The following is a 24,720-nucleotide window of genomic DNA, read 5'->3' on the forward strand; positions in this document are numbered from 1 at the left end:
ACGGCTCAGCGGTGGGCACGGTTGAAGTGTTTTTCCAGGCGGGCCTGGACCGTTTCCAGAACGATCGACAGCAACCAGTACAGCACCGCGGCGGTGATCAGCATCTCCAGATGGCGAAACTCCGCGCGGCCCTGGGTGCGTGCCAGAAACATCAACTCCCAGACGCCGATCACCGACACCAGCGAGCTGTCCTTGAGCATGGAGATGAACTGGTTGCCGGTGGGCGGGATGATCAGGCGCATGGACTGCGGCAGAATCACCCGCAACATGGTTTGCAGTGGCGACAGGCCAATGGCCCTGGACGCCTCCCATTGCCCGCGCGGAATGCTGCTGATGCCGGCGCGGAAGATTTCGGTCATGTACGCGCCGTAGCACAGCGACAGCGCCAGGATGCCGGCCGGCACGGCACCGACCACATAGCCCAGTTGCGGGATGCCCAGATAGATAAGGTAGATCTGGATCAGCAGCGGCACGCCACGGAAGAACGAGGTGTAGAAGCTGGCGATCGCGATGGCGAAACCGTTGGACGACAGGCGCGCGGTGGCGCCCAGCAAGGCGAGTACGAACGCGATGGCAATGGAGATGGCCGAAACGTACACCGTCGTGAACACCCCTTGGGTGATCATGAAACCGACTTTGGTGGCGATGAACGCGTAGGAAAGGTCGAAGGTGTCGAAGAACAGCAGGAACATCAGCAACAGTTCGCACCACACCGTGATGATCTGCGCCCGCAAGGGGAACCGCCCCAACACGAACAGGTTCAGCACCAGCGTCAGGGTGAAGGTGACAGCCACGGCCACGTCACGGGCCAGCGGTGCGTGCAGGTCCAGCAGGATCGGCGCCATCAGACGGCCGAGGCCGCTCTCGCCGAGGCCGGCGAACAGCGTGACGGCGAAGGTGACGGCAGCCACGGTACCCATGAACGTCAGGTTGTCGGTGGCGCGGGGCTTGACGATGTGGTCCTTGAACATGGCATGGACACCTTTGTTGTTGTGTTTTCATTATGGGCGCGCAAAACGCTGGCGAGCACCCTGCGCTTTGCATTGATTCGATGGTGGATCCGGCAGATTTGGCGGGCAGGCCCTGACAAACGCAGTAAAGCGCGAACGATTCGCCGCTCCGGTGGCATTTTCCACGTCACTGGTACGGCCTGGCTAGGCGCGGTCTGGGCCAACCCCATCGAGGATGAGGCTGCGATAGTGGCCGGGGCTTGCGCCGGTCCACTTGCGAAACGCTTTGTAGAAGGAACTGGCGTCGGCGAAGCCCAGGCGCTCGGCGATGTCTTCGAAGGTCGCTTGCGGCTCGGCCAGCCAGAGCACTGCGCGTTCCCGGCGCACGCTGTCCTTGAGCGCCTGGTAGCCAGCGCCCTCCTCGGCCAGGCGCCGACGCAGCGTGGCCACCGAAGCACCGCACTGGCTGGCCATGGTCTCGATGGCGGGAAACTCTGCGGCCGGCAGATTGCGCAGCCTCTGGCGTATGCGCCAGCCGAGGCTGTCCGGATCGCGGTAGCGCACCAGGATGTTGGCCGGGGCACGGGCAAGAAAACGCCTCAACTCGGTCGCACTGCGCCGTACGGGAATGTCCAGGTGCTCGGCGGCGAAGATGAGCCGGGTGCGGGGTCGTTCGAAGCGCAGGTTGGGCGAGAACATCACCTGATAATCGCCTACGTAGCGAGGCGCCGGCCCGCGCAGTTCCATGGCCAGAATCGGAATGCGCCGTCCCGCCAGCCAGCAGGCGATGCCATGCACGATCATCCAATAGGTGAAGCAGGAAAACGCCCGTTTGGGTTCGGCGCTGTGCTCGTGGATGACGATCTCGGCCAGCGACTGCTGGGTCGCCAGACGCCCGTCGTAGGCGGCCAGCATCAGTGCGAGGAACTCCAGGGCGCGCTGCAGCGCGGCGCCTACCGTGGGCTGATGCATACAGGCTCGGCACAGAAACGCGAAGCTGCCGCGCCGCAAGGGCCGCGCGTCCATGCCGAAGAATTCGTCGTCGAGCGCCCTGGCCAGTTGTCGCCAGAGCCGAGCGTAGCTGTGCACCGGGATCCGAGCCTGGTCATTGCCCAGCAGCGTGGGGTCGATACCTGCCGACTGCAGCAACGGCTGCAGGGGCAGATGACAGTCACGCACGGCTTCACGCACCAGGTGAATCGAGATCGTATCGCGCAGCGATGGAGCGTCGAGCGGGTTTCGGGTCAGGTTCACTCATCCTCGCTAACCGCTTCTGGGCGAAACGGACCGAACGGCCTGTAGGGCACTCATTGCCCTACCCTTGCGGCCGTCAGTTCTAATCCATCCGTTGGCGCCGAGCAAGCATCCTGACCAAAGACCTGCCTAGTAGACGCATTCGACGGCAATGGCCGTCGCTTCACCGCCGCCAATACAGATCGCGGCGATGCCGCGCCGCAGGTTGCGCTGGCGCAGTGCCGCCAGCAGCGTGACGACGATACGGGCACCCGATGCACCGATGGGGTGACCGAGTGCGCAGGCGCCGCCATTGACGTTGACTTTGTGCGCCGGCAATTCCAGCGCCTGCATGGCGGCCAGGGTGACCACGGCGAAGGCCTCGTTGATCTCGAACAGGTCGACCTCGTGCAACGCCCACCCGGTGCTGTCCACCAGCTTGCGGATGGCGCCGATGGGCGCGACCGGAAACAGGTGCGGGGCGTCGGCGAAGGCCGCGTGCCCGTGGATGATCGCCAGCGGTTCGAGGCCACGAGCCTGCGCCTGGCTGCGACGCATCAGCACCAGCGCGGCGGCGCCATCGGAAATGGAGCTGGAATTGGCCGCGGTTACCGTGCCGCCCTCGCGAAACGCAGGCCTGAGCGAGGCGATCTTCTCCGGATTGGCCTTGGGCGGTTGCTCGTCGTCGCTGATCAGCAGCGGCTGTTTGTTGCGCATCACCTGCACCGGCACGATCTGCGAAGCAAAGCTGCCATCGGCGATGGCCTGGCGCGCGCGGGTCAACGACGCCAGGGCGAATTCATCCTGCACCTGACGACCGAAACCGTGGGCCTGGGCGCAGTCTTCGGCGAAGGTGCCCATCAGTCGTCCGGGCTCGTAGGCGTCTTCCAGGCCATCGAGGAACATGTGGTCGAGTACCCGGCCATGCCCCATGCGATAGCCGTCGCGCGCGCGGTCCAGCAGATACGGCGCGTTGGACATGCTTTCCATGCCACCGGCCACGACCACGCGGGCACTGCCCGCCAACAATGCGTCATGCCCCATGATCATGGCCTGCATGCCCGACCCGCACATCTTGTTCAAGGTGGTGCAGGTGGTAGCGTGGGACAGCCCGGCGCCCAGTGCCGCCTGCCGCGCCGGTGCCTGGCCGAGCCCGGCCGGCAGCACGCAGCCGAACAGCACCTGGTCGACGGCGTTGGCATCGACACCGGCACGCTCGACGGCGGCGGCGATGGCGGCGGCGCCCAGTTGCGGTGCGGTCAGGCTGCGCAAATCGCCCTGGAACCCGCCCATGGGCGTGCGTACGGCACTGACGATAACGATCGGATCTTCATGCATGGGTGTTCTCCCTTGATCTGCCCTGCCCCGGTTCACTTGGCCGCCATGCGCAGCGCGCCGTCGAGACGGATCACCTCGCCATTGAGCATGCTGTTTTCAATGATGTGGCACACCAGTGCCGCGTATTCGTCCGGCTTGCCCAGGCGCGGCGGAAACGGCACGTCGGCGCTCAGCGCGGCGCGCACGTCGTCGCTCATGCCGGCCATCATCGGCGTCTCGAAAATGCCTGGCGCGATGGTCATCACGCGAATGCCATAGCGGGCCAGCTCGCGCGCCGCCGGCAAGGTCATGCTCGCCACCGCGCCCTTGGAAGCGGCATAGGCTGCCTGGCCGACCTGCCCATCGAAGGCAGCCACCGAGGCGGTGTTGATGATCACCCCGCGTTCGCCCTCGGCGTTTGCAGTGCTCTTGGCAATGGCCTCGGCGGCCAGGCGCAGCAGGTTGAAGGTACCGATCAGGTTGATGTTGATGATGCGGCTGAAGCTCTCCAGCGAATGGGCGCCCTGCTTGCCGAGGATCTTCTCGCCGGCGACCACGCCGGCGCAATTGACCAGCCCGTGCAGTTCGCCAAAGCTGTGCAGGGCCATGTCCACGGCCGCCTGGGCGGCGTCGGCCTGGGTGATGTCGGCTACCGCGAACGCTGCCTCCAGCTCGCTCGCCTGGGCCTGCAGTGCCTCGGCGTTGAGGTCGACCAGCAGCAAACGGGCGCCAGCCCGGGCAAGCATCCGCGCGGTAGCGGCGCCCAGGCCGGAGGCGGCGCCGCTGACCATGAATACCTTGTCTTGAATGTGCATGAAGCTGTCTCCCTGTCAGGCGCTGGGCGCCTGCTGCTTGGCGATTTCCTGGTTGCGCAGGATGAAGCGCTGCAATTTGCCACTCGGCGTTTTCGGCAGCTGCTCGACGAATTCGATTTCGCGCGGATAGGCATGGGCCGCCAGCCGTTGACGAACGTGCAAGCGCAGGGTCTCGGCCAACTCGGGGCCGGCTTCGAAACCCGCCTGCAACACCACGAACGCCTTGATCACTTCGGTACGCTCGGCATCCGGTTTGCCGACGACGGCGGCCTCGACCACGGCAGGGTGTTCGATCAACGCGCTTTCCACGTCGAACGGCCCCACCCGATAGCCTGAAGTGGTGATGACATCGTCATTGCGGCCAACGAAACTGATGCTGCCGTCCGCATTGAGCTCTACCGTGTCACCGCTCAGGTAATACTTGCCTTTGAACGCCTTGGTCGGCATGCCCAGGTAGCCGCCGAACCAGCACAGCGGCGAGCGTTCGCGATCCACGGCGAGCACGCCCGGTTGTCCGGCTTGCAGCTCCTGCAACCGGGCGTCGAGCACTACGATGCGATGGCCGGGCACGGCAAAGCCGGCAGAGCCCTCGCGAACGGGATGGTCGAGACCGTGATGGTTGCACAGAACCATGCCCAACTCGGTCTGGCCATAGTGGTCATGGACCACCACACCCAGCTGCTCGGCGAACCAGCGGATCACCTGCGGATTGAGCGGCTCGCCGGCACTGCTGGCGATACGCAGACGGCCGCGCACACCGGCCGCGAAACGTTCGCCGGCCGCAATCAGCATGCGGTACGCGGTGGGCGACCCGGCGAGGTTGGTGATCGCGTACTTGTCGATCACCCGGCAGGTGCTGTCCACGGTGAAGCCGCCGTCGTAGAACAGCGTGGCATGCCCCAAAGCCAGCGGACCGGCGACCGCATAGTAAAGCCCGTAGGCCCAGCCCGGATCGGCCAGGTTCCAGAAGCGATCTTCGGCGCGCAATTGCACGGCGTCGCGCAGGTAACCCTTGAAGGCCAGCAGCGCCCGCAGCGGTACTTCCAGGGGTTTGGCCGGGCCGGTGGTACCCGAGGTGCACATCAGCATGACCGGCGCATTGCCATCGAGCAGCGTCGGCGGGCACTCGTCGCTTTGCTGCTTGAGGGCGGTCCAGAAATCCTGTTCATCCGCAGTTGGCGAAGCGCAGCCCACGGTCAACACACTGGGACGGCATTCGACCTCATCGAGCTTGGGCCGATTGTGCAGGTCGGTGACGACCCAGCGCGCCTGCGAGCACTGCAGGCGCTGTTCGATGGCCTTGGGGCCGAAGGCGGTGAACAAGGGCTGGTAGACGGCGCCGATGCGCCAGGTGCCCAGTATGGCAATCAGCAATTCGACGGTGCGAGGCATCAGTCCGGCAATGCGATCCCCGGGGTTGACGCCCTGGCCGCGCAGAAAGTTGCCAAACTGCGCTGCATGGGCCTGCAGTTGTTCGAAGGTGTACTGCGTGGCAACGCCGTGCTGCGACTCGCAATACAGCGCAACCGCCTGCTGGCCGAGGTGGCGATCGCAGCATTCCACGCAAGCGTTGAGCTGATCGAGGGTGCCGTGCAGATCCTGCGCGGCGGTGTCCAGGTAATCGAAAGCCTGGGCGGTACTGGAATAATCGCGCATCACATGTCCCTGCTTGTTGTTATGGGATCTTGTTGATCTGGGCTCGTTGCGACCTCAAGGGCGCCGCTCGATAGTGATCCGCGGAAGGCTTCGCGACAATGTTGTCAGCGCTCAGGCTGACTGAGCGGTTTAGCCACCAGGGGCCGGATCAGGTTTTTTGGTTCTGCTGCGCCTTGACTTGAGCACGTGCTGTTGGATCAGCTGTTGTTCCAGGGTGTCGGCGCGCGCTTGCTGCGCGGTGGCAGCCTGCAACGCCGCCTCCTGCGCCTCGCGGGCACTTCGCAGTTGGGTTTCGAGCTGCTGCAGCGCGTGTTGCCCCTGCTCGGCGGCCAGCGCCGACCGTGCTTCCCTGGCGGCTGCCTGAAGTTGCGCGTCACCGAGCGCGCTGCGGGTTTCCTCCAAACGCTTTTGCAAGGCTTCGAGCTGTTTCTGTTGCTCGCGAGCTTCGAGCTGGCGCGCTTTCAGGTCTTCACGGACGCGGTCCACCTCACGGTGCGAGCGCTCCTCGACGCCGCGCACGTAGGCCTCCTGGGCCAGGCGATTGTGCTCGGCCTGCTGCCGCTGATCGCGCAAGGCCTGTTGCAAGGCCGCAACATCGGCTTGCAGCTCGCTTCGCGCGCCTTGCAGTTCGACACGCTGCTGCTGCAAGTCTTCGATCTGCACCTGACGCTGCGCCAATAGCTTGTCCAGGTCGGCCAGCCGGGTTGCGGCGTTTTCCCGGGCCGTTTCAGCCTCGCTCACCTGCCGCCGGGCCAGTGCGATATCGCGGCGGGCCTGTTCTTCCACCCCTGCAACCCGCTCGTATTCGGCCGCCAATACTTCGCGCTGGGCCGCGACCGAGTGTTCGACCACCCCTTGGGCGAGCACGCTTGCCTGTTGCCAGACGGCCACGAATGCCTGCGCCACCTCGGCAGGTAGCCCCGGCAGGCGGGTCTCGCCCCGCAGCCGTTGCGCCAGTTGCTCCCACCACTGATCGAGCAACGCGCCTACTCGCGCCGGGCTACCCCGGCCCAGCTCGAGGCGCACGCGTTCTACGGTCGGCCGCTCGCCGCGGGCCAGCACGGCGTCCGCTGCGGCAAATACGTCGGTTTCCGGTACGCCCACTGCCATGCCACACACTCCACTGGATTAGGTATGATAATAAAAGATTATCCGACTCTGAATAACGAATTCCTAAAATATAATACGTTGAACGTAATGAAAAATATATTTGATGTTGCGCTAATCGAAACCCAGCCGCTGGATCTGCACTTTCTGGCAGAAAACACTGCACACGCGGCTCAAGCGTTCATCGCAGCAGGAACCGCTGCCAACACGGTCCGCAGCTATCGCAGCGCACTGGGTTATTGGTCAGCGTGGTTGAAGTTGCGCTATGGACAGGTGTTGGGAGATGCGCCGCTGCCTGCGGCCGTGGCGATTCAGTTCGTCCTCGATCATCTGGCGCGACCCGTCGAGGACGGCAGCTGGAGTCACCTGCTGCCGGTTGCCATCGACCACGCACTGGTCGATGGCCGCGCCAAGTCCCGCCTGGGCCCGCTGGCCTATAGCACCGTTCAGCATCGGCTGGCGGTGCTGGGCAAGTGGCACCGGGTCAAGGGCTGGGATAGCCCGACCGATATGCCTGCGCTGAAAACGCTGCTGCGCAGCGCGCAGAAGGCCCAGGTACGTCAGGGTATGACCGTGCGCAAGAAAACCGCCATGGCCCTGGAGCCCCTGCAGGCCATGCTGGCCACCTGCACAGACGGCGTGCGCGGCATACGTGACCGCGCCCTGCTCCTGCTGGCCTGGAGTGGCGGCGGCAGACGCCGCTCCGAAGTGGTCGCGCTGCAGGTGGGCGATGTGCGTCGGCTGGATGTAGACACCTGGGTCTATAGCCTGGGCGCTACCAAGACCGATACAGCCGGCGCACGACGCGAGAAACCGTTGCGCGGCCCTGCCGCCCATGCGCTGGCCGCGTGGCTGGCCGCCGCGCCGGCGACTACAGGTCCGCTGTTCCGACGTCTGTACCGTGGCGACAAGGTGGCCAGCCAAGGGCTTGGCGGCGACCAGGTGGCCCGCATCGTCAAGCGACGGGCCCAACTCGCAGGCCTGGAGGGGGATTGGGCGGCACACAGCTTGCGCTCGGGCTTCGTCACCGAGGCCGGTCGCCAGGGCGTGCCGTTGGGGGACGTGATGGCGATGACCGAGCACCGCAGCGTGGCGACGGTGATGGGTTACTTTCAGGCCGGGTCGCTGCTGGGGAGCAAGGCGGCGGACCTGATCAAGGGCGACGACTAGCTCCATGCCAAGACAAGGATGTCGCAACCGGATGTTGAAACTTCTGCGGAAACATCGGCTCCGGCGCCGGTCAATAGCATGTCAACGCTGACATTTTGGCTGAACCAGAGCCTTATTCGACCATCAAGGATAATTATCATGACCACTTCCAAGCTGCTGCCCCGCCTCGCTCTTGCTGCCCTGTGCGCACTGAGTGTGCCTGCCTTCGCAGCCCAGACCGACACCAAGGAAGAAAGCGTGACCCTGGATCGTCCGGGCAATGGCATGCACGAAATCAAGGAAGGCGACAAGGTGCCGGATTCCTACAAGCGCAAGGAACTGGCGATCGACCCGGCCAAGCACGGCCTGGTGCAGCCTGAAGAGAATGAACAGTGGGTCGAGATCAAGGACAAGTACGTACGCGTGAACATCCCGAACGGCACCATCGTGGAAATGATCGACAAGTCTTCGGTCAAGAAGTGAGATTTGCGCTCTAGTCCGGGTATTCCAAGATGTCTGGGCCGGTAATGACGCGTTGTTTCTTCGCGGCGTGGCCGCTCCTACAGGTAGGAGCGGTCTGTGGCCGCGAAACGGGCGACGCGGTCTATCAGGCGTTATGGGCTAGGTGCGTCTAACATAGTGCAACGGTAGCAGCGTGGTCGACTTGATGCGCTCCATGGCAAAGGTCGAGCTGATGTCGCTGATGCCCTCCACCTGGATCAAGCGCTTGTACACAGCATCGTACCCGGCGATATCAGGCACGACGATGCGCAACATGTAGTCTGTATCCCCTGCCATTCGATAGCATTCCACGACCTCGGGCAGTTCGCCGATAACGGTGTGGAAGTCAGCCAGCCACTGGGCGTTGTGTCGCTGCGTGCGCAGTTCGGCGAACACCGTCACGGCCACATTCAACTCGCTCGCATCGAGCAGTGCGACCCGCTGGGTGATCACGCCCTGCTGTTCCATCTTCTGTATGCGGCGCCAGCAGGCGGTACCACCCAGACCAATCTGCTCGGCAATGTCTGCCAGCGGGCGGGTGCAATCGGCCTGGAGTATCTCGAGGATTGCCATGTCGAACTTGTCCACGGTGGGTCAGGCCTGCTTGAGTGATTGATAGGGGTGAGCATGGATGCAATGTTATTCTCTTTTATGGCCACTCCAGGCAAATTCTTTGCTCTAAAGCAGGTTGGGCTAGCCTAGAAGTCAATTTTTTTCACTCCATGCATGGCTAACATAGGCAGCACCGAATCAGACCTGGTCGACACGCCATGCCCACCCTCCCCGTATACCTGGATTACGCCGCCACCACGCCCATTGACGATCACGTGGTCAAAGCCATGCTCGCCTGCATGGGGCGCGATGCGCTGTTCGGCAACCCTGCATCGAGTGCCCACGCCTATGGCCAGCAGGCACGCCAAGCCGTCGAATTGGCCAGGCGGCAAGTGGCGGAACTGCTCAATGCTCCCGCCGAAGACATCGTCTGGACTTCAGGCGCGACCGAGTCGAACAACCTGGCCATCAAGGGCTGCACCCGTCCCGGTGACCATATCGTCACCAGCGTGCTGGAGCACAAGGCCGTCATCGACACCGTGCGCGAGCAACACGCCGCGGGCTGCGAAGTCACCTGGCTTACTCCGGACGCCAACGGCCTCATCCAACCGGAGGCCGTTGCTCGAGCGTTGCGAGCCAATACCCGGGTGGTGTCGCTGATGTGGGTCAACAACGAACTGGGCACCCTGACCGATATCGCCCGAGTCGCGCAGATGGTGAAGGACCACGGCGCACTGCTCCATGTGGACGCCGCCCAGGCGGCCGGCAAGGTCGACATCGATTTGTCCGGCATGGCCATCGACCTGCTGTCCCTGTCGGCGCACAAGCTTTATGGCCCCAAAGGCATCGGCGCCCTGTACGTCGGACCGCGAGCGCGACCTTCGTTGCGCGCCCAGATGCATGGCGGTGGCCATGAGCAGGGCCTGCGCTCAGGCACCTTGCCCACCCACCAGATCGTTGGCATGGGTGCGGCATTTGCCCAGGCCTCGGCGCAGATGCACGCCGATAACGCGCATATCGCGCAACTGGCCCAGGGCTTGCGCGAAGGGTTGCTGGCGTTGTCTGGTGTAACGCTCAACGGCTGCGCGCAGCAGCGGATTCCCCATACCTTGAACGTCTGCATCGCCAGCCCGTCTTTTTCAATGCAGGCCGTTGCTGGCCGTATCGCGGTGTCGTCGACCTCCGCCTGCAATTCGGCAAGTGCCACGGCATCCCACGTGTTGCTGGCACTGGGCTTGAGCCAGGCTCAGGCTGTGAACAGCTTGCGAGTGAGTCTGGGCCGCTACAGCACTCAGGAGGATGTCGACCAGGCCATTGCCGTGATCGCCGCCGCTCTGCAGGCCCCCGCGCCATTCTGGTGAAATCGAAGGCCTGGTAACCGCGTCGTTCTTTTCGCGGCCACAGACCGCTCTTACGGCATGAGTGTCCCGTAGGAGCGGTCCGTGGCCGCGAAAAGGGCGCCGCGCAGTGACTAACGTCCCACGATGAAAGGTTCGTAGCCATAACCCGCCCTGAGAGCATCAGAAAATCTCCAAACTACCGTTCGTCGGCTTCAGGGCACCGACGATGGCAATCCGATGCCCAAATCTTCGTACCGATACCTATAACGGAGAAATACCATGGTCACTCGCACGATCACTCGCTTTGCCCTTGTTGGCCTGCTGTCTGCCACCAGTATGTATGCGTTGGCCGGTTCGGTGCCTCCAGGCAAGGAACCCACCCCTTCGACTCCAAGCACCAGCACCGACACCCGCACTGGCAACCAGATGGGCAACGGCCGCGCTAACGATGCCAACAGCAGCAGCGGCAGCACCACGTCGGGTACCCCGAACGGCCAGGGCACATTCAGCAACGGCACCGGGAACAGCAGCGGCGCCAACAGTGGCTCGATGGGTTCGGGTTCCGGTAACGGCGCAAGCTCGGGCAAAGGTGCAGGCAGCGGCGCAGGCGGTAGCAGCGGTAACTGATTCTGAGGCAGACGGGCACCAGGTGCCCCTGCCGACAGCGTTACCGAAATCGAAGGCGGGTGGGTGTCAGAAGGTGCGTACAACCGCATCAGGACATGCCACCCGTTTTCACGTCCCTCACATACAGCGTCTTTTTCGGTATTCTTCCGGTCCCATCGCCCCAGTGCGGCGCCTTGCCCGCACGGCTCGATCCCATCTGACCAGGAAGCCTCATGTCCCAGATCATCCTCGTACTCAACGGCCCCAATCTCAACATGCTGGGTTTGCGCGAACCTGCGGTCTACGGCCATGAAACCCTGGCCGATGTCGAAGCCATGGCCGTGCAGAGCGGACAGGAACTGGGCTTTGCGGTCGAATGCCGCCAGACCAATCATGAAGGACAGATGATCGACTGGATCCATCAGGCCCGCCAGCGCGTTGCCGGCATCGTCATCAACCCGGGCGCGTGGACCCATACCTCGATCGCCATTCATGACGCCCTGATTGCCTGCGAAGTGCCAGTGCTGGAAGTGCATATTTCCAACGTTCATCGGCGCGAGGAATTCCGCCATCAATCATTCGTATCGAAGGTAGCGGTGGGCGTCATTGCCGGCTTCGGTACCCACGGCTACAAGCTGGCCATTGCCCACTTCGGCAAACTGCTCGGCGGCAAGACGGCCATCTGATCCGGTTTTTTTACCGCTTTCTGAATCTGTTTTTACTTGCCTTCAACGCTCATAGTCACCTGAACGAAATTTCATTTTTCTGGAGGTGTGTCATGGACGGTGTGATCATGTTGACCATCATAACCGCGACCCTGGGTTCGTTCGGTTACGTCATGTACCTGATCCATAAAGAGAGCAAGGAAAACAAATAGGCCGCCGAGTCTGACTGGGCGGCCTGGTCACACTCGCTCGCGAGCGTCTACTTGATGAAGTTGTCGACAAGCATGTGCGCCACATCGTCGGCGCGACCGCTGAGCATGGCCTTGGCCGAATACAGGGCCATGTTGGACACCTGCGAGAACTCGATCTTCGGTGGCATCACCAGTTCTTCGGGATTGACCTTTACATCCAGCAGCGCCGGGCCAGGATGGTTCAGGAAGCGCTGCACCGCCGCTTCGAGGCTGGCGCCATCGGACACCTGCTCACCGTAGAAGCCCATGACTTCAGCCAATTTGGCGAAGTCCGGGTTGTGCAGGTCGGTGAAGTTATCCAGCAAGCCTTCAACTTTCTGTTCGATCTGGACGAAGTTCAATGAACTGTTGTTGAACACCACCACCTTGATCGGCAGCTTTTCCTGAACGGCTGTGAGCAGATCACCCAGCAGCATGGCCAAGCCACCGTCGCCCGACAGCGAAATGACCTGGCGTTGCGGGTAGGCTTTCTGCAGGCCCAGTGCCTGGGGCATGGCATTGGCCATGGTGCCGTGGCGCAGGCTGGTGAGCGTACGGCGCTGACCGTTGGTGTTGATGTGACGCAACACCCAGACCATGGGTGAGCCACCGTCGGCGGTGAACAGCGCGTCTTCGCTGGCGTGTTTGTCCAACAGGTGGGTCAGGTACTGCGGGTGAATCAGATGCCCGTCGGTATGACGCTGGTCATGGGCCAGGGTCTTTAAGGTTTTCTGCCGCACCTTCAAGCAGTCTTCCAGAAAGCTGTGTTCGCTACGCTCGGCCAGCAGTGGCAACAACGCCTGCAAGGTCGGCAGGACGTCGCCCACCACCCCCAGTTCGATCGGGTGGCGACGACCCAAGTGAGCGCCTTTGCGGTCGACTTGAACGATCCGCGCATTCTGCGGGTAGAACTGGCCCCAGGCGAAGTCGGCGCCCAGCAGCAGCAGGGTGTCGCACTCCATCATCGCGTGGTAGCCGGATTCGACCCCGAACACGCCGGTCATGCCCATGTTGTATGGGTTGTCGTATTCGACGAAGTCCTTGGCCCGTGAGGTGTGGGCAATGGGCGCCTTGAGTCGGTGAGCCAGCTCGATCAGCTCGTCGTGGGCACCTTCACAGCCGACCCCGGCGTAGATCGCGATCTTCTTGCCTTCGGCAAGAATGGCGGCGATCTCGGCCAGTTCGTCGGGGCTGGGTTGCAGTACCGGACGAGGCTGGTGAACGCTGAACGGGCGGTCATTCTTGACCTCGGCAGCACTGATGTCCGATGGCAGGATGATCACCGCTACTCCCCCTTCGTTCAAGGCGGTTTGCGCGGCCAGGGTGGTCACTCGGCGCGCCTGCTCCGGCGTGTACACCTGTTCGCAGAACACCGTGCAACTGCCGTAGATGGCTTTGAAGTCCACTTCCTGGGGAAAGTCCATGCCCAGCTCGCTGGTCACGATTTGGCTGGCAATCAGCACCATGGGCGCCTTGTTGCGCTGGGCTTCGAAGATACCGTTGATGAAATGCAGGCCACCGGGGCCGCAGGAACCGGCGCAGGCCGTCAGTCGACCGCTGATGAACGACTCGGCGCCCGCGGCGAATGCCGCAGCTTCTTCATGGCGCACGTGGACCCATTCGATCTCGCTGCGCTTGATCGCGTCGGTGACGTGGTTGAGCGTGTCGCCGACGATGCCGTAGCAGTTGCGAACCCCGGCCTGCTGCAGGGTCTGGATCACGATGTCGGCTACTTTCTTGCTGGCCATGGAGGCCTCCTGGTCAGAGAGTCATGCTGCTTAGGCTTGAGCTCGCGCAGGGAGTTCAGCCCGGCTGGTGCCGCCCAGCTGCAACCGCATGACCGGTCGACGACGTTGCCCGGCGCGCAGGATCATGCTTTATTGGCGGCCTTTTTCAGTGTTCAAGGCCATTGCCATGTCTGCTCGCCAGTTGCTCAGCACCGCCCTGCTCGTTCTCGTATCGCCCCTGGCCATGGCCCACGCCCATCTGACCCACCCTGTGCCCGCTGCGGATACCACCGTCGTTGCCCCGGCGCAATTGAGCCTGGGTTTTTCCGAAGCAATTGAACTGGGTTTCAGCCAGGTGAGCGTGACTGCGGCGGACGGCGACGCGGTAGCCTTGCAGCCCTTGGCCAGTGCTGCGGACGATGCGAAGACCCTTGTGATCAAACCTGCCGCGCCCCTGGCAGCGGGTCAGTACACGGTGCACTGGCAGGTCGTGTCGGTGGATACCCACAAAAGTGCGGGTGAATACAGCTTCACCGTGAGTCCGTGACCATGAGTGTATTGATCGCTCTGCGTTTCCTGCATTTCACCAGCCTGATGCTGGTGTTCGGTGCGTGCATGTTTCGCCCGTTGCTGCTCGTGCACCCCAGCCAGATGGGTCGGTTGCGTAACCTGATCGATCCGTTGGTGTGCCTGCTGGCTGCACTGGCCCTGATCAGCGGCGTGGCCTGGCTGTTCGCCGTGGCTTATGAGCTGGGCGGCTCGCTGGACATGGCGCTGGTTCGACGGGTGCTGGCGGAAACCTTCTTCGGCAAGGTCTGGACGCTGCATCTGTTTGCCTGCGTGGCGGTCCTGGTGTGTCTGCGCCTTCCCCATCCGAAACTGCAAGTAGTGGCCAGGCCCTTGAGTGCACTGGCGCTGGCAACGCTCGCGCCGGTAGGCCATGCAGCCATGCTCGAAGGCGCCGCTGGCACCTGGCTGGTGATCAATCAGTTGATCCACCTGCTGTGCGTCGGTGCTTGGCTGGGCGGTCTGATGCTGCTGATGTTCGTACTGGCTCGACCCGGCGACCAGGACTTGCGCATGGTGCTCGGTCGCTTCAGTGGCGTGGGTTGTGTGCTGGTGGCCGGGATGTTGATAACCGGACTCATCAACACCCGGGCGCTGACCGGGACGTTCCTCCCGCTGCCTGGCCAATCCGGGTTCGCCACAGTACTGGCGATCAAGCTGGCGCTGGTGTTGGCCATGCTCGGCCTGGCCCTGTGGCACCGGCGTCAATTGGCCCGGGGCCCGCTGGACATCCATGGGCTCAAGCGTACCGTTACACTTGAATGGGCGTGCGGGCTGGGCGCCGTGGCTGCAGTGGCTTTGCTCGGCACCCTGGCGCCTACGCCGCTGACTTGAGCCATCCCTGGCGCAGACAAAAAAAGGGCCGTGCTCCCCTGCAAGAGCACGACCCTCAAGATCTTTCCGGCTTCAAACTTGACAAGACACCACGGTATAAGACGTGAATGCGTGATCAGTATGCGAGGCGTTTGTTACAGTTTGGCGATGGACACTTCAGTCGATTTCACGAAAGCGATGACTTCGCTGCCGATCTGCAATTCCAGCTCGTGCACCGAGCGCGTGGTGATCACCGAGGTGACGATACCGGCCGGGGTCTGCACGTCGATTTCCGAGACGACCGGCCCTTCGATGATTTCCTTGACGGTGCCCTTGAACTGGTTGCGTACGTTGATCGCTTTGATGGTCATGCAGTCATCCTCGTTAGACATTCGGTCGCACCGCAGTGCGTGAGGTAGAGATTGCACCTACAACCGGATATTTAAAAAGAATGAATAATGCTTTTTATATGCCTTCAGGGAATATGCAGCATCAACCTGGCCCGCCTCGCTATTCGGGCTCGGCAAATCGCAGTGCCTGGCGTATGCCCATGACCTCGGCCTCCAGTTGCGGATAACCCACGGCAGAACCTGCATAGCTGAACCCATAGGCCATGCCGGGCTGTACCGCTGCGACCAGGGTCTGGGTAATGGCGAGAGTTCCGTTGCGGGTGACCTTGCAGGTGGTCTGCGCAGCTGGCAGGTTGCCCAGCCGGGTCGCTTTGACCTTGGTGCACACGCTCTGGTAGCCGGAGCGGGAAAAGTTGATCTGGATGGCCTTGCGCATCTCCAGCAACACCGCTTCCAGGTTGACCGAATGGTCCTGGGCCAGTGCGCCACGGGTCATCTCGACGATCATCAACGGATCGCCATTGGCATCGGTCTTGGTGGCACGCTGGCGGCTGCCGCTGGGCTGGCCCTGCGCATCGGCCGAGTCGGGCAGGATCTGCACGTCCCAGTCGGCGGGCCAGACGATCACGCTGTCGTCGGCCCACACCGGTGTGCCGATCAAACAGCACAGCAGCAGGCAGTGGGCGTGGCGCAGGTAGGGCATGGGGCTTGCTCCAAGGCAAAAGGGCCGTCAGTCTCGCAGACCCATGGCCGCAGCACTACGCTAATATCCGCTGTGATCAGTGGCAATCCAGGGAGCAGGCAGCAATGACGCAACGGGTTTTCAGCGGTGCCGGGCAAAGCAAGAACCTGCTGTACCTTGCCTCGGCCAACGGACGCCTGCGCAACACCGACCAGGCAAGCCTGCGCGTGGGGTTCGTGCTGCTGGAGCATTTTTCCCTGGCCGCCTTCACTGCCAGCCTCGACACCTTGGTCACTGCCAATCTGATCAGTCCGGCGGCCTACGCCATTCGCTCCTATGGGCTGGCGCCCGGCCAGGTGATCAGTGATCTGGGCATACTGCTGCAGCCGGATGCGCCACTGATGCCAGGCATGCACGACGAAGTGGACCTGTTGATCATCTGTGGCGGCTTTCGCACGCCGCTGCGGCCTTCCCTGCTGCTCAGTCGAATACTGGCGGACTGCGCCCGTCGCGGCATTGCCCTGGGTGGGCTGTGGAACGGCGCCTGGTTTCTCGGCCAGGCAGGCCTGCTCGATGGCTATCGCTGCGCGGTGCATCCGGAGAACCGCGCTTCGCTGGCAGAACTCAGCCCGCAGATCACCGTCACCCCCGCCAGCCAGGTCATCGACCGCGACCGCGCCACCGCCGCCAGCCCCAACGGCGGCTTCGGCATGATGATGGAAATGATCCGCCAGCAGCGCGGCGAGACCCTGGCCAATGGGGTGGAACACATTCTTGCCTTCGAAGGGCTGCGCTTCAAGCGCACCGGTGGCCAGGCGACCGGCAAGCTCAGCCAGCCGCTGCGCAACATCATCGACCTGATGGAGAGCAATCTGGAGGAACCGCTGTCGCTGGACCAACTGGCCGAGTTCGTCGGCCGCTCGCGGCGCCAGATCGACCGGCTGTTCCAGGACCAGCTTGGCACTTCGCCGCACCGTTACTATATGGAACTGCGGGTCACCGAAGCACGTCGTCTGTTGCAGCATTCGACGCTGTCGATCATGGACGTGGCGATTGCCTGCGGCTTTGTCTCGGTGAGCCATTTCAGCAAGTGCTACAGCGGCTATTTTGGCCACTCGCCCTCGCGTGAAACCCGCTTGGCAGACTGATCGGCTGCGGATGACGGGGAACCGTGTCGAGCTTTGCCGGTCGACTCCAGTTCATGCCTCAAGCGAGCACCCGCCCCATGGAATACGCCCTTCCCGATTCCTTGCTGGCCCGCGTGCCGATGCCCTGGCTCAGTACGCTGATCGCCGCCGCGCTGGCCGTATGCGTCATTCTGCTGATCCGCTGGGTCGGCCTGATCATCCTGCGACGCGTCTCCAAGTCCTTCGTACTGGCGCAGCAACTGGTCGCCCGTGCCGAGCAGCCGACCCTGTGGCTGATGCCGCTGATGGCCCTGCAGGCGGTGTGGACCTCGGCGCCCGACGACCTGCTGATGATCAATACCGTGCGCCACCTCAACGGCATGCTGGTCACCGCCTGCCTGACCTGGCTCGGCCTGCGCTGTGTCAAGGCCGTGGCTACCACCATGACCCTCAAGCACCCGCTGGACATCGAGGACAACCTTGCCGCCCGGCGCATCCAGACCCAGGTACGGGTGCTGGTGCAGTGCCTCAACGTACTGGTGCTGATTTTCGGCATCGCCCTGATCCTGATGACGTTTCCAGCGGTGCGCCAGATCGGCACCAGCCTGCTGGCGTCGGCGGGCCTGGCGGGACTGGCTGCCGGCTTTGCTGCCAAGCCGGTGCTGGGCAACCTCATCGCCGGTTTGCAGATCGCCATTTCGCAGCCGATCCGCATCGACGACGTGGTCATCGTCGAGGGCGAATGGGGGCGTATCGAAGAGATCACCGGGACCTACGTGGTGGTGAAGATCTGGGATGAGCGGCGCATGGTCGTGCCTCTGCAGTACTTCATCGAGAAGCCGTTCCAGAACTGGACCCGCAGTACGTCCAGCATCATCGGCTCGGTGTTTCTCTGGGTCGACTACTCGGTGCCGCTGGAAGCGCTGCGCGTCGAGACCAAGCGTCTGTGCGAGGAAATTCCGCACCTGTGGGACGGCCGTGTGGTGGTTCTGCAGGTCACCGATACCAGCGACAAGGCGATGCAGTTGCGCATCCTGCTCAGCTCGCTGGATTCGTCGCGCAACTGGGATGCGCGCTGCCATGTGCGCGAGCGGCTGATCACTTTCGTCAACAACCGCTACCCCGAGTGCCTGCCGCAGCTGCGCGCCGAAATGTCGACCCGCACGCCGCATCCGGCCAACGAAGACGGGCCGGCCGACGTCGCCCGCCAGCCGCCGGTTTGATTCTCAGCGCCGCGGCGCGCCCTTGGCGGCAGCCTTCTCGTCCTGGCGATCGGATTCGAACAGCCGGGCCAGCTCGGCGCGTGCTTCCTGGGCGGTCTGCATGACCTTGGCTTCATCGTCGTAGATCGCATGCTGGGCCTGCAGCACCTGTTCGTCATGGCGCTTGAAGCGGCTGATCCGCGCATCGGCCTGGGACTGGCTCAGGCCCAGGCCGACCAGGGTTCGGCGGGTGATTTCCAGGCTCGAGTAGTAGGTTTCGCGAACCGCCTGGGCGCCATGGTCGACCAGCCGGTGCACATGCTGGCGGTTGCGCGCGCGGGCGATGATCTTCACGTGCGGGTACAGGCGGTTGACCAGTTCGGCGGTCTTGATGTTGATTTCCGGATCGTCGGTGGCGATGACGAAATACTCGGCCTGCTCGACCTTGGCTGCGCGCAGGATCTCCGGCCGCAGCGGGTCGCCATAGAACACCGGCAAATGGCCGAAGCTGCGCGAGAACTCGATGGACTCCACCGAGGTGTCCAAGGCTACGAAGCTGATCTTCTGCGCCCGCAGGATCCGCGCAACGATCTGCCCCATCCGGCCCATGCCGGCAATCACCACGCGCGGCGCGTCGCTTTCGATCTCGCGGTAGGCGTCCGGCACTTCCACCGGCGGGGTCTTGACCCGCAGCAGGCGTGCGCACAGCAGCAACAGCAATGGCGTGAGCGCCATCGACAGGGTGATGGTCAGCAGCAAGGTGTCGTACAGGCGCGCGTCGAACAGGCCCTGCTCGCGGCCTATCTTGAACACCACGAAGGCGAACTCGCCGCCGGCGGCCAGCACGATACCCAGGCGCACGGCGCTGAGCCGGCCCAAGCCGCCGGCCAGACGCCCGATCAACACCAGCAATGGCAGCTTGATGCCGATCAACAGCAGCGTCAGCCCCAGCACCAGTGCCGGGCTTTCGAGCAGCAGGCCCAGATTGGCGCCCATGCCGACACTGATGAAAAACAGCCCCAGCAGCAGCCCCTTGAACGGCTCGATCTGCGATTCCAACTCGTGCCGGTATTCCGAATCGGCCAGCAGCAAGCCAGCGAGAAAGGCGCCCAGGGCCATGGAGACACCGGCCAGTTCCATCAGCCAGGCGGTGCCGATCACCACCAGCAAGGCCGTGGCGGTGGACACCTCCTGCAGGCCAGTGCGGGCGACGACGCGAAACACCGGACGCAACAGGTAGCGCCCACCGACCACCACCACGGCGATGCTGCCCAGCACCCGCAAGCCGTGATCCAGCGTACTGCCCTCGCCCGCATCGCCGCCACTGCCAGCCAGCAGCGGCACCATGGCGATCAGTGGAATCGCGGCAATGTCCTGGAACAGCAGGATGGCAAAGGCCAGGCGACCGTGGGGAGCGTTCAGCTCCTTGCGTTCGGCCAGGCTTTGCAGGCCGAATGCAGTGGACGACAAGGCCAGGCCCAGACCCAGCACCACAGCACTGTTCAACGGCTGGCCGAAGCCGAGCAATGCCACCGCGCCGATCACCACTGCGGTCAACAGCACCTGTGCCAGGCCAACCCCGAACACGGCCTTGCGCATGACCCACAGCCGCTTGGGCGACAGCTCCAGGCCAATGATGAACAGCAGCAGGACTACCCCCAGTTCCGAGATGTGGCTGACGCTCTGTGGGTCGCCGACCCAGCCCAGCACTTGCGGGCCGATGACCACCCCGGCGAACAGATAGCCCAGCACCGCACCCAATTGCAGGCGTTTGGCCAACGGCACGGCAATCACCGCGGCCAGCAGGAACACCACGGCGGCTTGTAGCATGTTGCCTTCTTCGGGCATGGGGAACTCCTTGTCGGATGGGAAAGTGCGGACCGCGGCAGCATTCTACAGGCGCCGGCGCTCGCTGGCATGGGCACGGATTGACGGCCCCGCGTCGACATGATTTGCTAGGCGCTTCGTTTGGGTGCCCTTCACAGGGTGAAACGGGAAACCGGTGAGTGCCAGCTTCGATTGGATGCTGGCGCAAGTCCGGTGCTGCCCCCGCAACGGTAAGCGAGAGAAGTGTCAGATCCACTGCGCCTGTCATGGGTGTGGGAAGGCGACGCTTTCAAGGCTGGCTCATACCGCCCCTCGCAAGCCCGGAGACCGGCCCAGACTGTCTGTGATCGACAAACCCGCGGTGGGCGGGCGCTGTTGCGAGCATGGCGCGCCTGCGCCAGGCTTTCTGCGTGCGCGTGCCCGATTGTCGGAACCACATACCGTGGAGCCGCCACCGTCGGGACCACCAGAGGGAACGCCATGTCCAGCACCGTCTCAACCAGCCCTGAACACGCCCAAACGCATACCGCCACCCTCGCCCAGCGCATTGCGCTGGCGACTGGTACGTTCCTGCTGGGCTGCTGCCTGGTCGGCTTCGCCGGTTTCTCGCATATCGAAGCCGTGCACAACGCCGCTCACGACACCCGGCACAGCGCCGCCTTTCCGTGCCATTGAGGAATACCGAGATGATCAGGCACATCGTACGTACCGCCGGGTTCAGCGGGCTGCTGGCCGCTTTGTTGTTGACGCTTCTGCAAGCCCTCTGGGTCGCCCCGCTGATCCTTGAGGGTGAAACCTATGAAACCCCTGCCGCGCAGCATGAGCATGCCGATGCCGCAGGCGCCGAGCACGAGCACGAGCACGACGAGGCCTGGGAACCTGAAAACGGCTGGCAGCGCGTGCTGTCCACGGCCGGGGGCAATCTGGTAGTGGCTGTCGGCTTCGCCCTGATGCTGGTCGCGCTCTATACGCTGCGGGCACCTGGTCGCAATGCCCAGGGACTGTTGTGGGGGTTGGGTGGATTCGCGGTGTTCTGCCTGGCGCCGAACCTGGGCCTGCCGCCGGAACTGCCCGGCACGCAGGCGGCAGACCTGGCATCGCGGCAAACTTGGTGGATCGGCACAGCCGCGTCGACAGCTGCGGGCCTGGCGCTGCTGGTGTTCGGCCGCGGCATGCTGCTCAAGGCGCTGGGCCTGGCCATCGTGCTGGTACCGCACCTCATTGGCGCGCCCCAACCCGAACAGCATGCGAGCCTGGCGCCCGAAGCGCTGGAACAGCAGTTCGTGATTGCTTCACTGGTAACCAATGCGGTGTTCTGGCTGGCCCTGGGCCTGATCAGTACCTGGTTGTTTCGCCGAGCCCGTAGCTGAATCCGATGACGGCGCTGTGGGTAGGGTTCGGGTGTCGCCGAGGTTGCAGCGCGCAGGCGCTGCACGAGCTGCTGCAACAGACCCTGCTTGAACACCGGCTTGACTGGGCGGATGTGCAGGGCCTGGCCAGCATCGACCTCAAGGCACACGAGCCAGGGCTGCTCCTGCTGGCCGAGCGTCTTGCCCTGCCCTTCTCCACCTACAGCGCGCAGGCGCTGGCGCCCTTTGAGGATCGACTCAGCCATCGTTCCGCGCGCTCATTCGCAGCGACTGGTTGCCAGGGTGTTGCTGAAAGCGCCGCCCTGGCCATGGCCGAGCACTGCACGGCGTCTGCGTCGATACTGCGTGTCAACCGGCGGCAAACGACTATGGCTACCCTTGCCATAGCCGGTACGCGGGATCGGACCGGCTGCACTGTGGCGCGAACTTGAATATCATTCACCCCTCCGCCTGTCAGGAATCCCCATGACCGTTTATTTCATCGGCGCCGGACCGGGCGATCCGGATCTGATCACCGTCAAGGGCCAGCGCCTGATCCGTCGTTGCCCGGTGATCATCTATGCCGGCTCGCTGGTGCCCGACGCGGTGCTCGAAGGGCACACCGCGCACCAGGTGCACAACAGCGCCGAGCTGCACCTGCAACAGATCATCGAGCTGATGCGCCAGGCCCATGACCGGGGCGAAGACGTGGCGCGGGTGCACAGCGGCGATCCCGGCCTGTATGGCGCGATCGGCGAGCAGATTCGCTGCCTGCGTGAACATGGCATCGACTACCAGATCATTCCTGGCGTGACCGCTACGGCCGCTTGCGCAGCGCTGCTGGGCGTGGAGCTGACCCTGCCCGATGTGGCGCAGACGGTGATTCTCACCCGCTATGGCGACAAGTCGCCGATGCCGCCGGGTGAAAGCCTGGGCAGCCTGGCCCGGCACGGCGCGACGTTGGCCATTCACCTGGGTGTGAAGAATCTGGATCGAATCGTCGCCGAGCTCCTGCCCAGCTACGGCGCGGATTGCCCGGTTGCCGTGATTCACAAGGCTAGCTGGCCGGATCAGGACTTCGCGCTGGGCACCCTGGCGGATATCCAGCTCAAGGTCGCAGCCAAGGACTTCCGGCGCAGTGCGCTGATTCTCGTGGGGCACGTGCTGCACACGGACAGTTTCGCCGACTCGGCGCTGTACCGTGCGGGCCATGCCCACCTGTACCGTTCTTGAACGACATGGACTGCATGGCTGATTCCACCAAAGTGATTGCTTGCCTGATCTATCCCGGGGTGATGAGCCTGGATGTGACCGGCCCGATGCAGGTGTTCGCCTCGGCCAACGTCGAGCTGGCCCGCCAGGGCCTGGCGCCACTCTACCAATTGCAGCTGTTGGGGGAGGCAGCGGGCGCCGTGGCGACCTCCGCCGGGTTGAAACTGCATGCCGACGCCAGCTGGCTGTCGGTGGACTGCAGCACCCTGGACACGGTGCTGCTGCCCGGCGGCAGCAGCGATGCCGAACAGTGCGCGAACACTGCCCTGCTCGCCTGGTTGCGCGAGGCCGCGCCCACGGTCCGACGCTTGGGTTCGGTATGCTCGGGAGCGCTGATGCTTGCCAGCGCGGGCTTGCTGGACGGCTTGATCGCCACCACTCACTGGGACGATGTCGAGGCCTTGCAGGCCTTTGCCAATGTGCAGGTGCAAGGCGATCGGCTGCACACCTACGACCCCTCGGACAAGGACGGGCACAGCCACATTTTCACCTCGGCAGGCGTCACCGCCGGGATCGACCTGGCGCTGGCGTTGATCGAGGCCGACCTGGGCCGACCCCTGGCCCTTGCCGTCGCCCGCCGCCTGGTGCTGTTTCTCAAGCGTTCGGGTGGACAGACGCAATTCAGTCCACACCTGGCGCGCTGCCACGGAACGACGTCGAGGCTGACCGAGTTGCTGGAATGGATCGCACTGAACCTGAGCGCCGATCTGTCCCTGGAAGCGCTGGCACACAAGGCCAACATGACGCCGCGGACGTTGTACCGGGTTTTCTTCGCCGAACTGAATATCACGCCGGCGCGGCATATCGAGCGGGTCCGCCTGGAAGCGGCCCGGGCGATGATTCAGGGCGGGCAATTGTCGTTGCAGAGCGTGGCGCGCCTGTGCGGCTATGGCCACGCGGAAAACCTGCGGCGCAGTTTTCAGAAGGTGCTTGGAGTGAGTCCGCAAGGTTACGCCCAGCGCTTCGGCCAGTAGCCGCCCGCACCGGGCTGCTTGGGCGCAGCGAACCGGGTGCGGGCCTCGCGCCGTGGCGCGGGGGCAGCCTGCCTAGCTAGTAGTAGGCGTTTTCTTTCTGGGTGTGGTCGGTGACATCGCGAACGCCCTTGAGCTCCGGGATGCGCTCGAGCAGGGTGCGCTCGATACCGTCCTTGAGGGTGACGTCGGCCTGGCCACAACCCTGGCAACCACCGCCGAACTGCAGCACGGCAATGCCGTCTTCGACCACGTCGATCAGGCTGACCTGCCCGCCGTGGCTGGCCAGGCCGGGGTTGATCTCGGTTTGCAGATAGTAGTTGATGCGCTCGTTGACGGGGCTGTCGGCGTTGACCATCGGCACCTTGGCGTTGGGCGCCTTGATGGTGAGCTGCCCGCCCATGCGGTCGGTGGCGTAGTCGACCACGGCGTCGTCGAGGAAGGCTTCGCTGACGGCGTCGATCCAGGCGGTGAAGCTTTTCAAGCCCAAGGCGGTGTCTTCCGGCTTTTCTTCACCCGGCTTGCAGTAGGCAATGCACGTCTCTGCGTACTGGGTGCCTGGCTGGGTGATGAACACGCGAATGCCGATCCCGGGCGTGTTCTGCTTGCTCAGCAGATCGGCCAGGTAATCGTGCGCAGCGTCGGTAATCGTTATAGCGCTCATAGTGGTTCCTCACAGACTTGCCAGCAGTTTACGCGAATCCGACGACGC

Annotated in this window: 26 protein-coding genes and 1 riboswitch; of the genes, 14 read left to right on the top strand and 12 right to left on the bottom strand. The window is 63.6% G+C overall.

Going from position 1 to position 24,720, the window contains the following annotated elements; all coding sequences use genetic code 11:
- Positions 1–5: 5 nt before the first annotated feature.
- From IFU31_RS00585 to IFU31_RS00610, 6 genes are all read right to left on the bottom strand, one after another.
- Complete coding sequence (locus IFU31_RS00585) at positions 6–971, bottom strand: amino acid ABC transporter permease (RefSeq protein ID WP_122478073.1); 966 nt, start codon at positions 969–971, stop codon at positions 6–8.
- A gap of 183 nt (positions 972–1,154) precedes the next feature.
- Complete coding sequence (locus IFU31_RS00590; protein WP_342345273.1) at positions 1,155–2,204, bottom strand: AraC family transcriptional regulator; 1,050 nt, start codon at positions 2,202–2,204, stop codon at positions 1,155–1,157.
- 129 nt (positions 2,205–2,333) lie between these two features.
- A complete protein-coding gene (locus tag IFU31_RS00595) occupies positions 2,334–3,521 on the bottom strand; it encodes an acetyl-CoA C-acyltransferase (RefSeq protein WP_192101992.1) in 1,188 nt (395 codons plus the stop codon).
- A 32-nt stretch (positions 3,522–3,553) separates the two neighbouring features.
- Entirely contained in the window at positions 3,554–4,315 is a 762-nt protein-coding gene (locus IFU31_RS00600; RefSeq protein ID WP_122478076.1) for an SDR family NAD(P)-dependent oxidoreductase, read from the bottom strand.
- 15 nt (positions 4,316–4,330) lie between these two features.
- Positions 4,331–5,971 carry an AMP-binding protein gene (locus tag IFU31_RS00605; RefSeq protein ID WP_192101993.1) on the bottom strand — a complete coding sequence of 547 codons (1,641 nt, stop codon included), beginning with the start codon at positions 5,969–5,971 and terminating at the stop codon, positions 4,331–4,333.
- A 129-nt stretch (positions 5,972–6,100) separates the two neighbouring features.
- Positions 6,101–7,081 carry a DNA-binding protein gene (locus IFU31_RS00610; RefSeq protein ID WP_192101994.1) on the bottom strand — a complete coding sequence of 327 codons (981 nt, stop codon included), beginning with the start codon at positions 7,079–7,081 and terminating at the stop codon, positions 6,101–6,103.
- A gap of 87 nt (positions 7,082–7,168) precedes the next feature.
- Between IFU31_RS00610 and IFU31_RS00615 the strand changes: the two genes are divergently transcribed.
- Positions 7,169–8,248: a site-specific integrase gene (locus IFU31_RS00615; RefSeq protein ID WP_192101995.1), complete on the top strand. Its 1,080-nt coding sequence runs from the start codon at positions 7,169–7,171 to the stop codon at positions 8,246–8,248.
- A 138-nt stretch (positions 8,249–8,386) separates the two neighbouring features.
- Entirely contained in the window at positions 8,387–8,710 is a 324-nt protein-coding gene (locus IFU31_RS00620; RefSeq protein ID WP_192056013.1) for an RcnB family protein, read from the top strand.
- Positions 8,711–8,848: 138 nt separating this feature from the next.
- Here the strand turns inward: IFU31_RS00620 and IFU31_RS00625 are convergent, their stop codons facing one another.
- Positions 8,849–9,316 carry an Lrp/AsnC ligand binding domain-containing protein gene (locus tag IFU31_RS00625; RefSeq protein WP_192101996.1) on the bottom strand — a complete coding sequence of 156 codons (468 nt, stop codon included), beginning with the start codon at positions 9,314–9,316 and terminating at the stop codon, positions 8,849–8,851.
- Positions 9,317–9,498: 182 nt separating this feature from the next.
- On the opposite strand from IFU31_RS00625, the gene IFU31_RS00630 reads away from it, so the two are divergent.
- From IFU31_RS00630 to aroQ, 3 genes are all read left to right on the top strand, one after another.
- Complete coding sequence (locus IFU31_RS00630) at positions 9,499–10,641, top strand: cysteine desulfurase family protein (RefSeq protein ID WP_192101997.1); 1,143 nt, start codon at positions 9,499–9,501, stop codon at positions 10,639–10,641.
- A gap of 258 nt (positions 10,642–10,899) precedes the next feature.
- The gene (locus IFU31_RS00635; protein WP_192101998.1) at positions 10,900–11,247 is read left to right on the top strand and encodes a hypothetical protein; all 348 of its coding nucleotides are present in this window, start codon (positions 10,900–10,902) and stop codon (positions 11,245–11,247) included.
- Between the two features lie 212 nt (positions 11,248–11,459).
- Positions 11,460–11,912, top strand: a complete 453-nt coding sequence (gene aroQ, locus IFU31_RS00640) for a type II 3-dehydroquinate dehydratase (protein WP_122478089.1) — start codon at positions 11,460–11,462, stop codon at positions 11,910–11,912.
- Between the two features lie 238 nt (positions 11,913–12,150).
- On the opposite strand, the gene IFU31_RS00645 is transcribed toward aroQ, so the two are convergent.
- Positions 12,151–13,869, bottom strand: a complete 1,719-nt coding sequence (locus IFU31_RS00645; protein WP_192101999.1) for a thiamine pyrophosphate-dependent enzyme — start codon at positions 13,867–13,869, stop codon at positions 12,151–12,153.
- Positions 13,870–14,035: 166 nt separating this feature from the next.
- On the opposite strand from IFU31_RS00645, the gene copC reads away from it, so the two are divergent.
- Both copC and copD read left to right on the top strand, forming a co-directional pair.
- Positions 14,036–14,395, top strand: coding sequence for a copper homeostasis periplasmic binding protein CopC (gene copC / locus IFU31_RS00650; RefSeq protein ID WP_192102000.1), 360 nt, complete (start codon positions 14,036–14,038; stop codon positions 14,393–14,395).
- A gap of 2 nt (positions 14,396–14,397) precedes the next feature.
- A complete protein-coding gene (gene copD, locus IFU31_RS00655) occupies positions 14,398–15,249 on the top strand; it encodes a copper homeostasis membrane protein CopD (RefSeq protein WP_192102001.1) in 852 nt (283 codons plus the stop codon).
- A 134-nt stretch (positions 15,250–15,383) separates the two neighbouring features.
- Here the strand turns inward: copD and IFU31_RS00660 are convergent, their stop codons facing one another.
- Positions 15,384–15,599 (bottom strand): TOBE domain-containing protein, encoded by a 216-nt coding sequence (locus IFU31_RS00660; protein WP_043189662.1) that lies wholly within the window; start codon positions 15,597–15,599, stop codon positions 15,384–15,386.
- 139 nt (positions 15,600–15,738) lie between these two features.
- Positions 15,739–16,281 carry a DUF4946 domain-containing protein gene (locus tag IFU31_RS00665; RefSeq protein ID WP_192102002.1) on the bottom strand — a complete coding sequence of 181 codons (543 nt, stop codon included), beginning with the start codon at positions 16,279–16,281 and terminating at the stop codon, positions 15,739–15,741.
- A gap of 104 nt (positions 16,282–16,385) precedes the next feature.
- Between IFU31_RS00665 and IFU31_RS00670 the strand changes: the two genes are divergently transcribed.
- Both IFU31_RS00670 and IFU31_RS00675 read left to right on the top strand, forming a co-directional pair.
- Positions 16,386–17,408 (top strand): GlxA family transcriptional regulator, encoded by a 1,023-nt coding sequence (locus tag IFU31_RS00670; RefSeq protein WP_122478096.1) that lies wholly within the window; start codon positions 16,386–16,388, stop codon positions 17,406–17,408.
- A gap of 77 nt (positions 17,409–17,485) precedes the next feature.
- The gene (locus IFU31_RS00675; RefSeq protein WP_185793339.1) at positions 17,486–18,610 is read left to right on the top strand and encodes a mechanosensitive ion channel family protein; all 1,125 of its coding nucleotides are present in this window, start codon (positions 17,486–17,488) and stop codon (positions 18,608–18,610) included.
- A 3-nt stretch (positions 18,611–18,613) separates the two neighbouring features.
- Here the strand turns inward: IFU31_RS00675 and IFU31_RS00680 are convergent, their stop codons facing one another.
- On the bottom strand, positions 18,614–20,437 hold the full coding sequence (locus IFU31_RS00680) for a monovalent cation:proton antiporter-2 (CPA2) family protein (protein ID WP_192102003.1): 1,824 nt from the start codon (positions 20,435–20,437) through the stop codon (positions 18,614–18,616).
- 105 nt (positions 20,438–20,542) lie between these two features.
- Positions 20,543–20,766, top strand: a riboswitch (cobalamin riboswitch).
- A gap of 130 nt (positions 20,767–20,896) precedes the next feature.
- Here IFU31_RS00680 and IFU31_RS00685 point away from each other — a divergent pair.
- The 5 genes from IFU31_RS00685 to IFU31_RS00705 are packed head-to-tail and all read left to right on the top strand — an operon-like array spanning position 20,897 to position 24,011.
- A complete protein-coding gene (locus tag IFU31_RS00685) occupies positions 20,897–21,091 on the top strand; it encodes a CbtB domain-containing protein (RefSeq protein ID WP_122478101.1) in 195 nt (64 codons plus the stop codon).
- An 11-nt stretch (positions 21,092–21,102) separates the two neighbouring features.
- Positions 21,103–21,786, top strand: coding sequence for a CbtA family protein (locus IFU31_RS00690; RefSeq protein WP_192102004.1), 684 nt, complete (start codon positions 21,103–21,105; stop codon positions 21,784–21,786).
- Between the two features lie 5 nt (positions 21,787–21,791).
- Complete coding sequence (locus IFU31_RS00695; RefSeq protein ID WP_192102005.1) at positions 21,792–22,217, top strand: cobalamin biosynthesis protein; 426 nt, start codon at positions 21,792–21,794, stop codon at positions 22,215–22,217.
- A gap of 34 nt (positions 22,218–22,251) precedes the next feature.
- On the top strand, positions 22,252–22,998 hold the full coding sequence (gene cobM / locus IFU31_RS00700) for a precorrin-4 C(11)-methyltransferase (RefSeq protein ID WP_192102006.1): 747 nt from the start codon (positions 22,252–22,254) through the stop codon (positions 22,996–22,998).
- A gap of 14 nt (positions 22,999–23,012) precedes the next feature.
- A complete protein-coding gene (locus tag IFU31_RS00705) occupies positions 23,013–24,011 on the top strand; it encodes a GlxA family transcriptional regulator (RefSeq protein ID WP_192102007.1) in 999 nt (332 codons plus the stop codon).
- Positions 24,012–24,087: 76 nt separating this feature from the next.
- Here the strand turns inward: IFU31_RS00705 and nfuA are convergent, their stop codons facing one another.
- Positions 24,088–24,672 carry a Fe-S biogenesis protein NfuA gene (nfuA, locus tag IFU31_RS00710; RefSeq protein WP_049859622.1) on the bottom strand — a complete coding sequence of 195 codons (585 nt, stop codon included), beginning with the start codon at positions 24,670–24,672 and terminating at the stop codon, positions 24,088–24,090.
- Positions 24,673–24,720: the final 48 nt, after the last annotated feature.

It is taken from the genome of Pseudomonas sp. CFBP 13602, from assembly GCF_014842725.1.
GTDB lineage: Bacteria > Pseudomonadota > Gammaproteobacteria > Pseudomonadales > Pseudomonadaceae > Aquipseudomonas > Aquipseudomonas baltica.

Coding starts and splice junctions, on each gene's coding strand:
- IFU31_RS00585 (WP_122478073.1), bottom strand. CDS start 971: ATGTTCAAGGACCACATCGTCAAGCCCCGCGCCACCGACAACCTGACG.
- IFU31_RS00595 (WP_192101992.1), bottom strand. CDS start 3,521: ATGCATGAAGATCCGATCGTTATCGTCAGTGCCGTACGCACGCCCATG.
- IFU31_RS00600 (WP_122478076.1), bottom strand. CDS start 4,315: ATGCACATTCAAGACAAGGTATTCATGGTCAGCGGCGCCGCCTCCGGC.
- IFU31_RS00605 (WP_192101993.1), bottom strand. CDS start 5,971: ATGCGCGATTATTCCAGTACCGCCCAGGCTTTCGATTACCTGGACACC.
- IFU31_RS00610 (WP_192101994.1), bottom strand. CDS start 7,081: ATGGCAGTGGGCGTACCGGAAACCGACGTATTTGCCGCAGCGGACGCC.
- IFU31_RS00615 (WP_192101995.1), top strand. CDS start 7,169: ATGAAAAATATATTTGATGTTGCGCTAATCGAAACCCAGCCGCTGGAT.
- IFU31_RS00620 (WP_192056013.1), top strand. CDS start 8,387: ATGACCACTTCCAAGCTGCTGCCCCGCCTCGCTCTTGCTGCCCTGTGC.
- IFU31_RS00630 (WP_192101997.1), top strand. CDS start 9,499: ATGCCCACCCTCCCCGTATACCTGGATTACGCCGCCACCACGCCCATT.
- IFU31_RS00635 (WP_192101998.1), top strand. CDS start 10,900: ATGGTCACTCGCACGATCACTCGCTTTGCCCTTGTTGGCCTGCTGTCT.
- aroQ (WP_122478089.1), top strand. CDS start 11,460: ATGTCCCAGATCATCCTCGTACTCAACGGCCCCAATCTCAACATGCTG.
- IFU31_RS00645 (WP_192101999.1), bottom strand. CDS start 13,869: ATGGCCAGCAAGAAAGTAGCCGACATCGTGATCCAGACCCTGCAGCAG.
- copC (WP_192102000.1), top strand. CDS start 14,036: ATGTCTGCTCGCCAGTTGCTCAGCACCGCCCTGCTCGTTCTCGTATCG.
- copD (WP_192102001.1), top strand. CDS start 14,398: ATGAGTGTATTGATCGCTCTGCGTTTCCTGCATTTCACCAGCCTGATG.
- IFU31_RS00660 (WP_043189662.1), bottom strand. CDS start 15,599: ATGACCATCAAAGCGATCAACGTACGCAACCAGTTCAAGGGCACCGTC.
- IFU31_RS00665 (WP_192102002.1), bottom strand. CDS start 16,281: ATGCCCTACCTGCGCCACGCCCACTGCCTGCTGCTGTGCTGTTTGATC.
- IFU31_RS00670 (WP_122478096.1), top strand. CDS start 16,386: ATGACGCAACGGGTTTTCAGCGGTGCCGGGCAAAGCAAGAACCTGCTG.
- IFU31_RS00675 (WP_185793339.1), top strand. CDS start 17,486: ATGGAATACGCCCTTCCCGATTCCTTGCTGGCCCGCGTGCCGATGCCC.
- IFU31_RS00680 (WP_192102003.1), bottom strand. CDS start 20,437: ATGCCCGAAGAAGGCAACATGCTACAAGCCGCCGTGGTGTTCCTGCTG.
- IFU31_RS00685 (WP_122478101.1), top strand. CDS start 20,897: ATGTCCAGCACCGTCTCAACCAGCCCTGAACACGCCCAAACGCATACC.
- IFU31_RS00690 (WP_192102004.1), top strand. CDS start 21,103: ATGATCAGGCACATCGTACGTACCGCCGGGTTCAGCGGGCTGCTGGCC.
- IFU31_RS00695 (WP_192102005.1), top strand. CDS start 21,792: ATGACGGCGCTGTGGGTAGGGTTCGGGTGTCGCCGAGGTTGCAGCGCG.
- cobM (WP_192102006.1), top strand. CDS start 22,252: ATGACCGTTTATTTCATCGGCGCCGGACCGGGCGATCCGGATCTGATC.
- IFU31_RS00705 (WP_192102007.1), top strand. CDS start 23,013: ATGGCTGATTCCACCAAAGTGATTGCTTGCCTGATCTATCCCGGGGTG.
- nfuA (WP_049859622.1), bottom strand. CDS start 24,672: ATGAGCGCTATAACGATTACCGACGCTGCGCACGATTACCTGGCCGAT.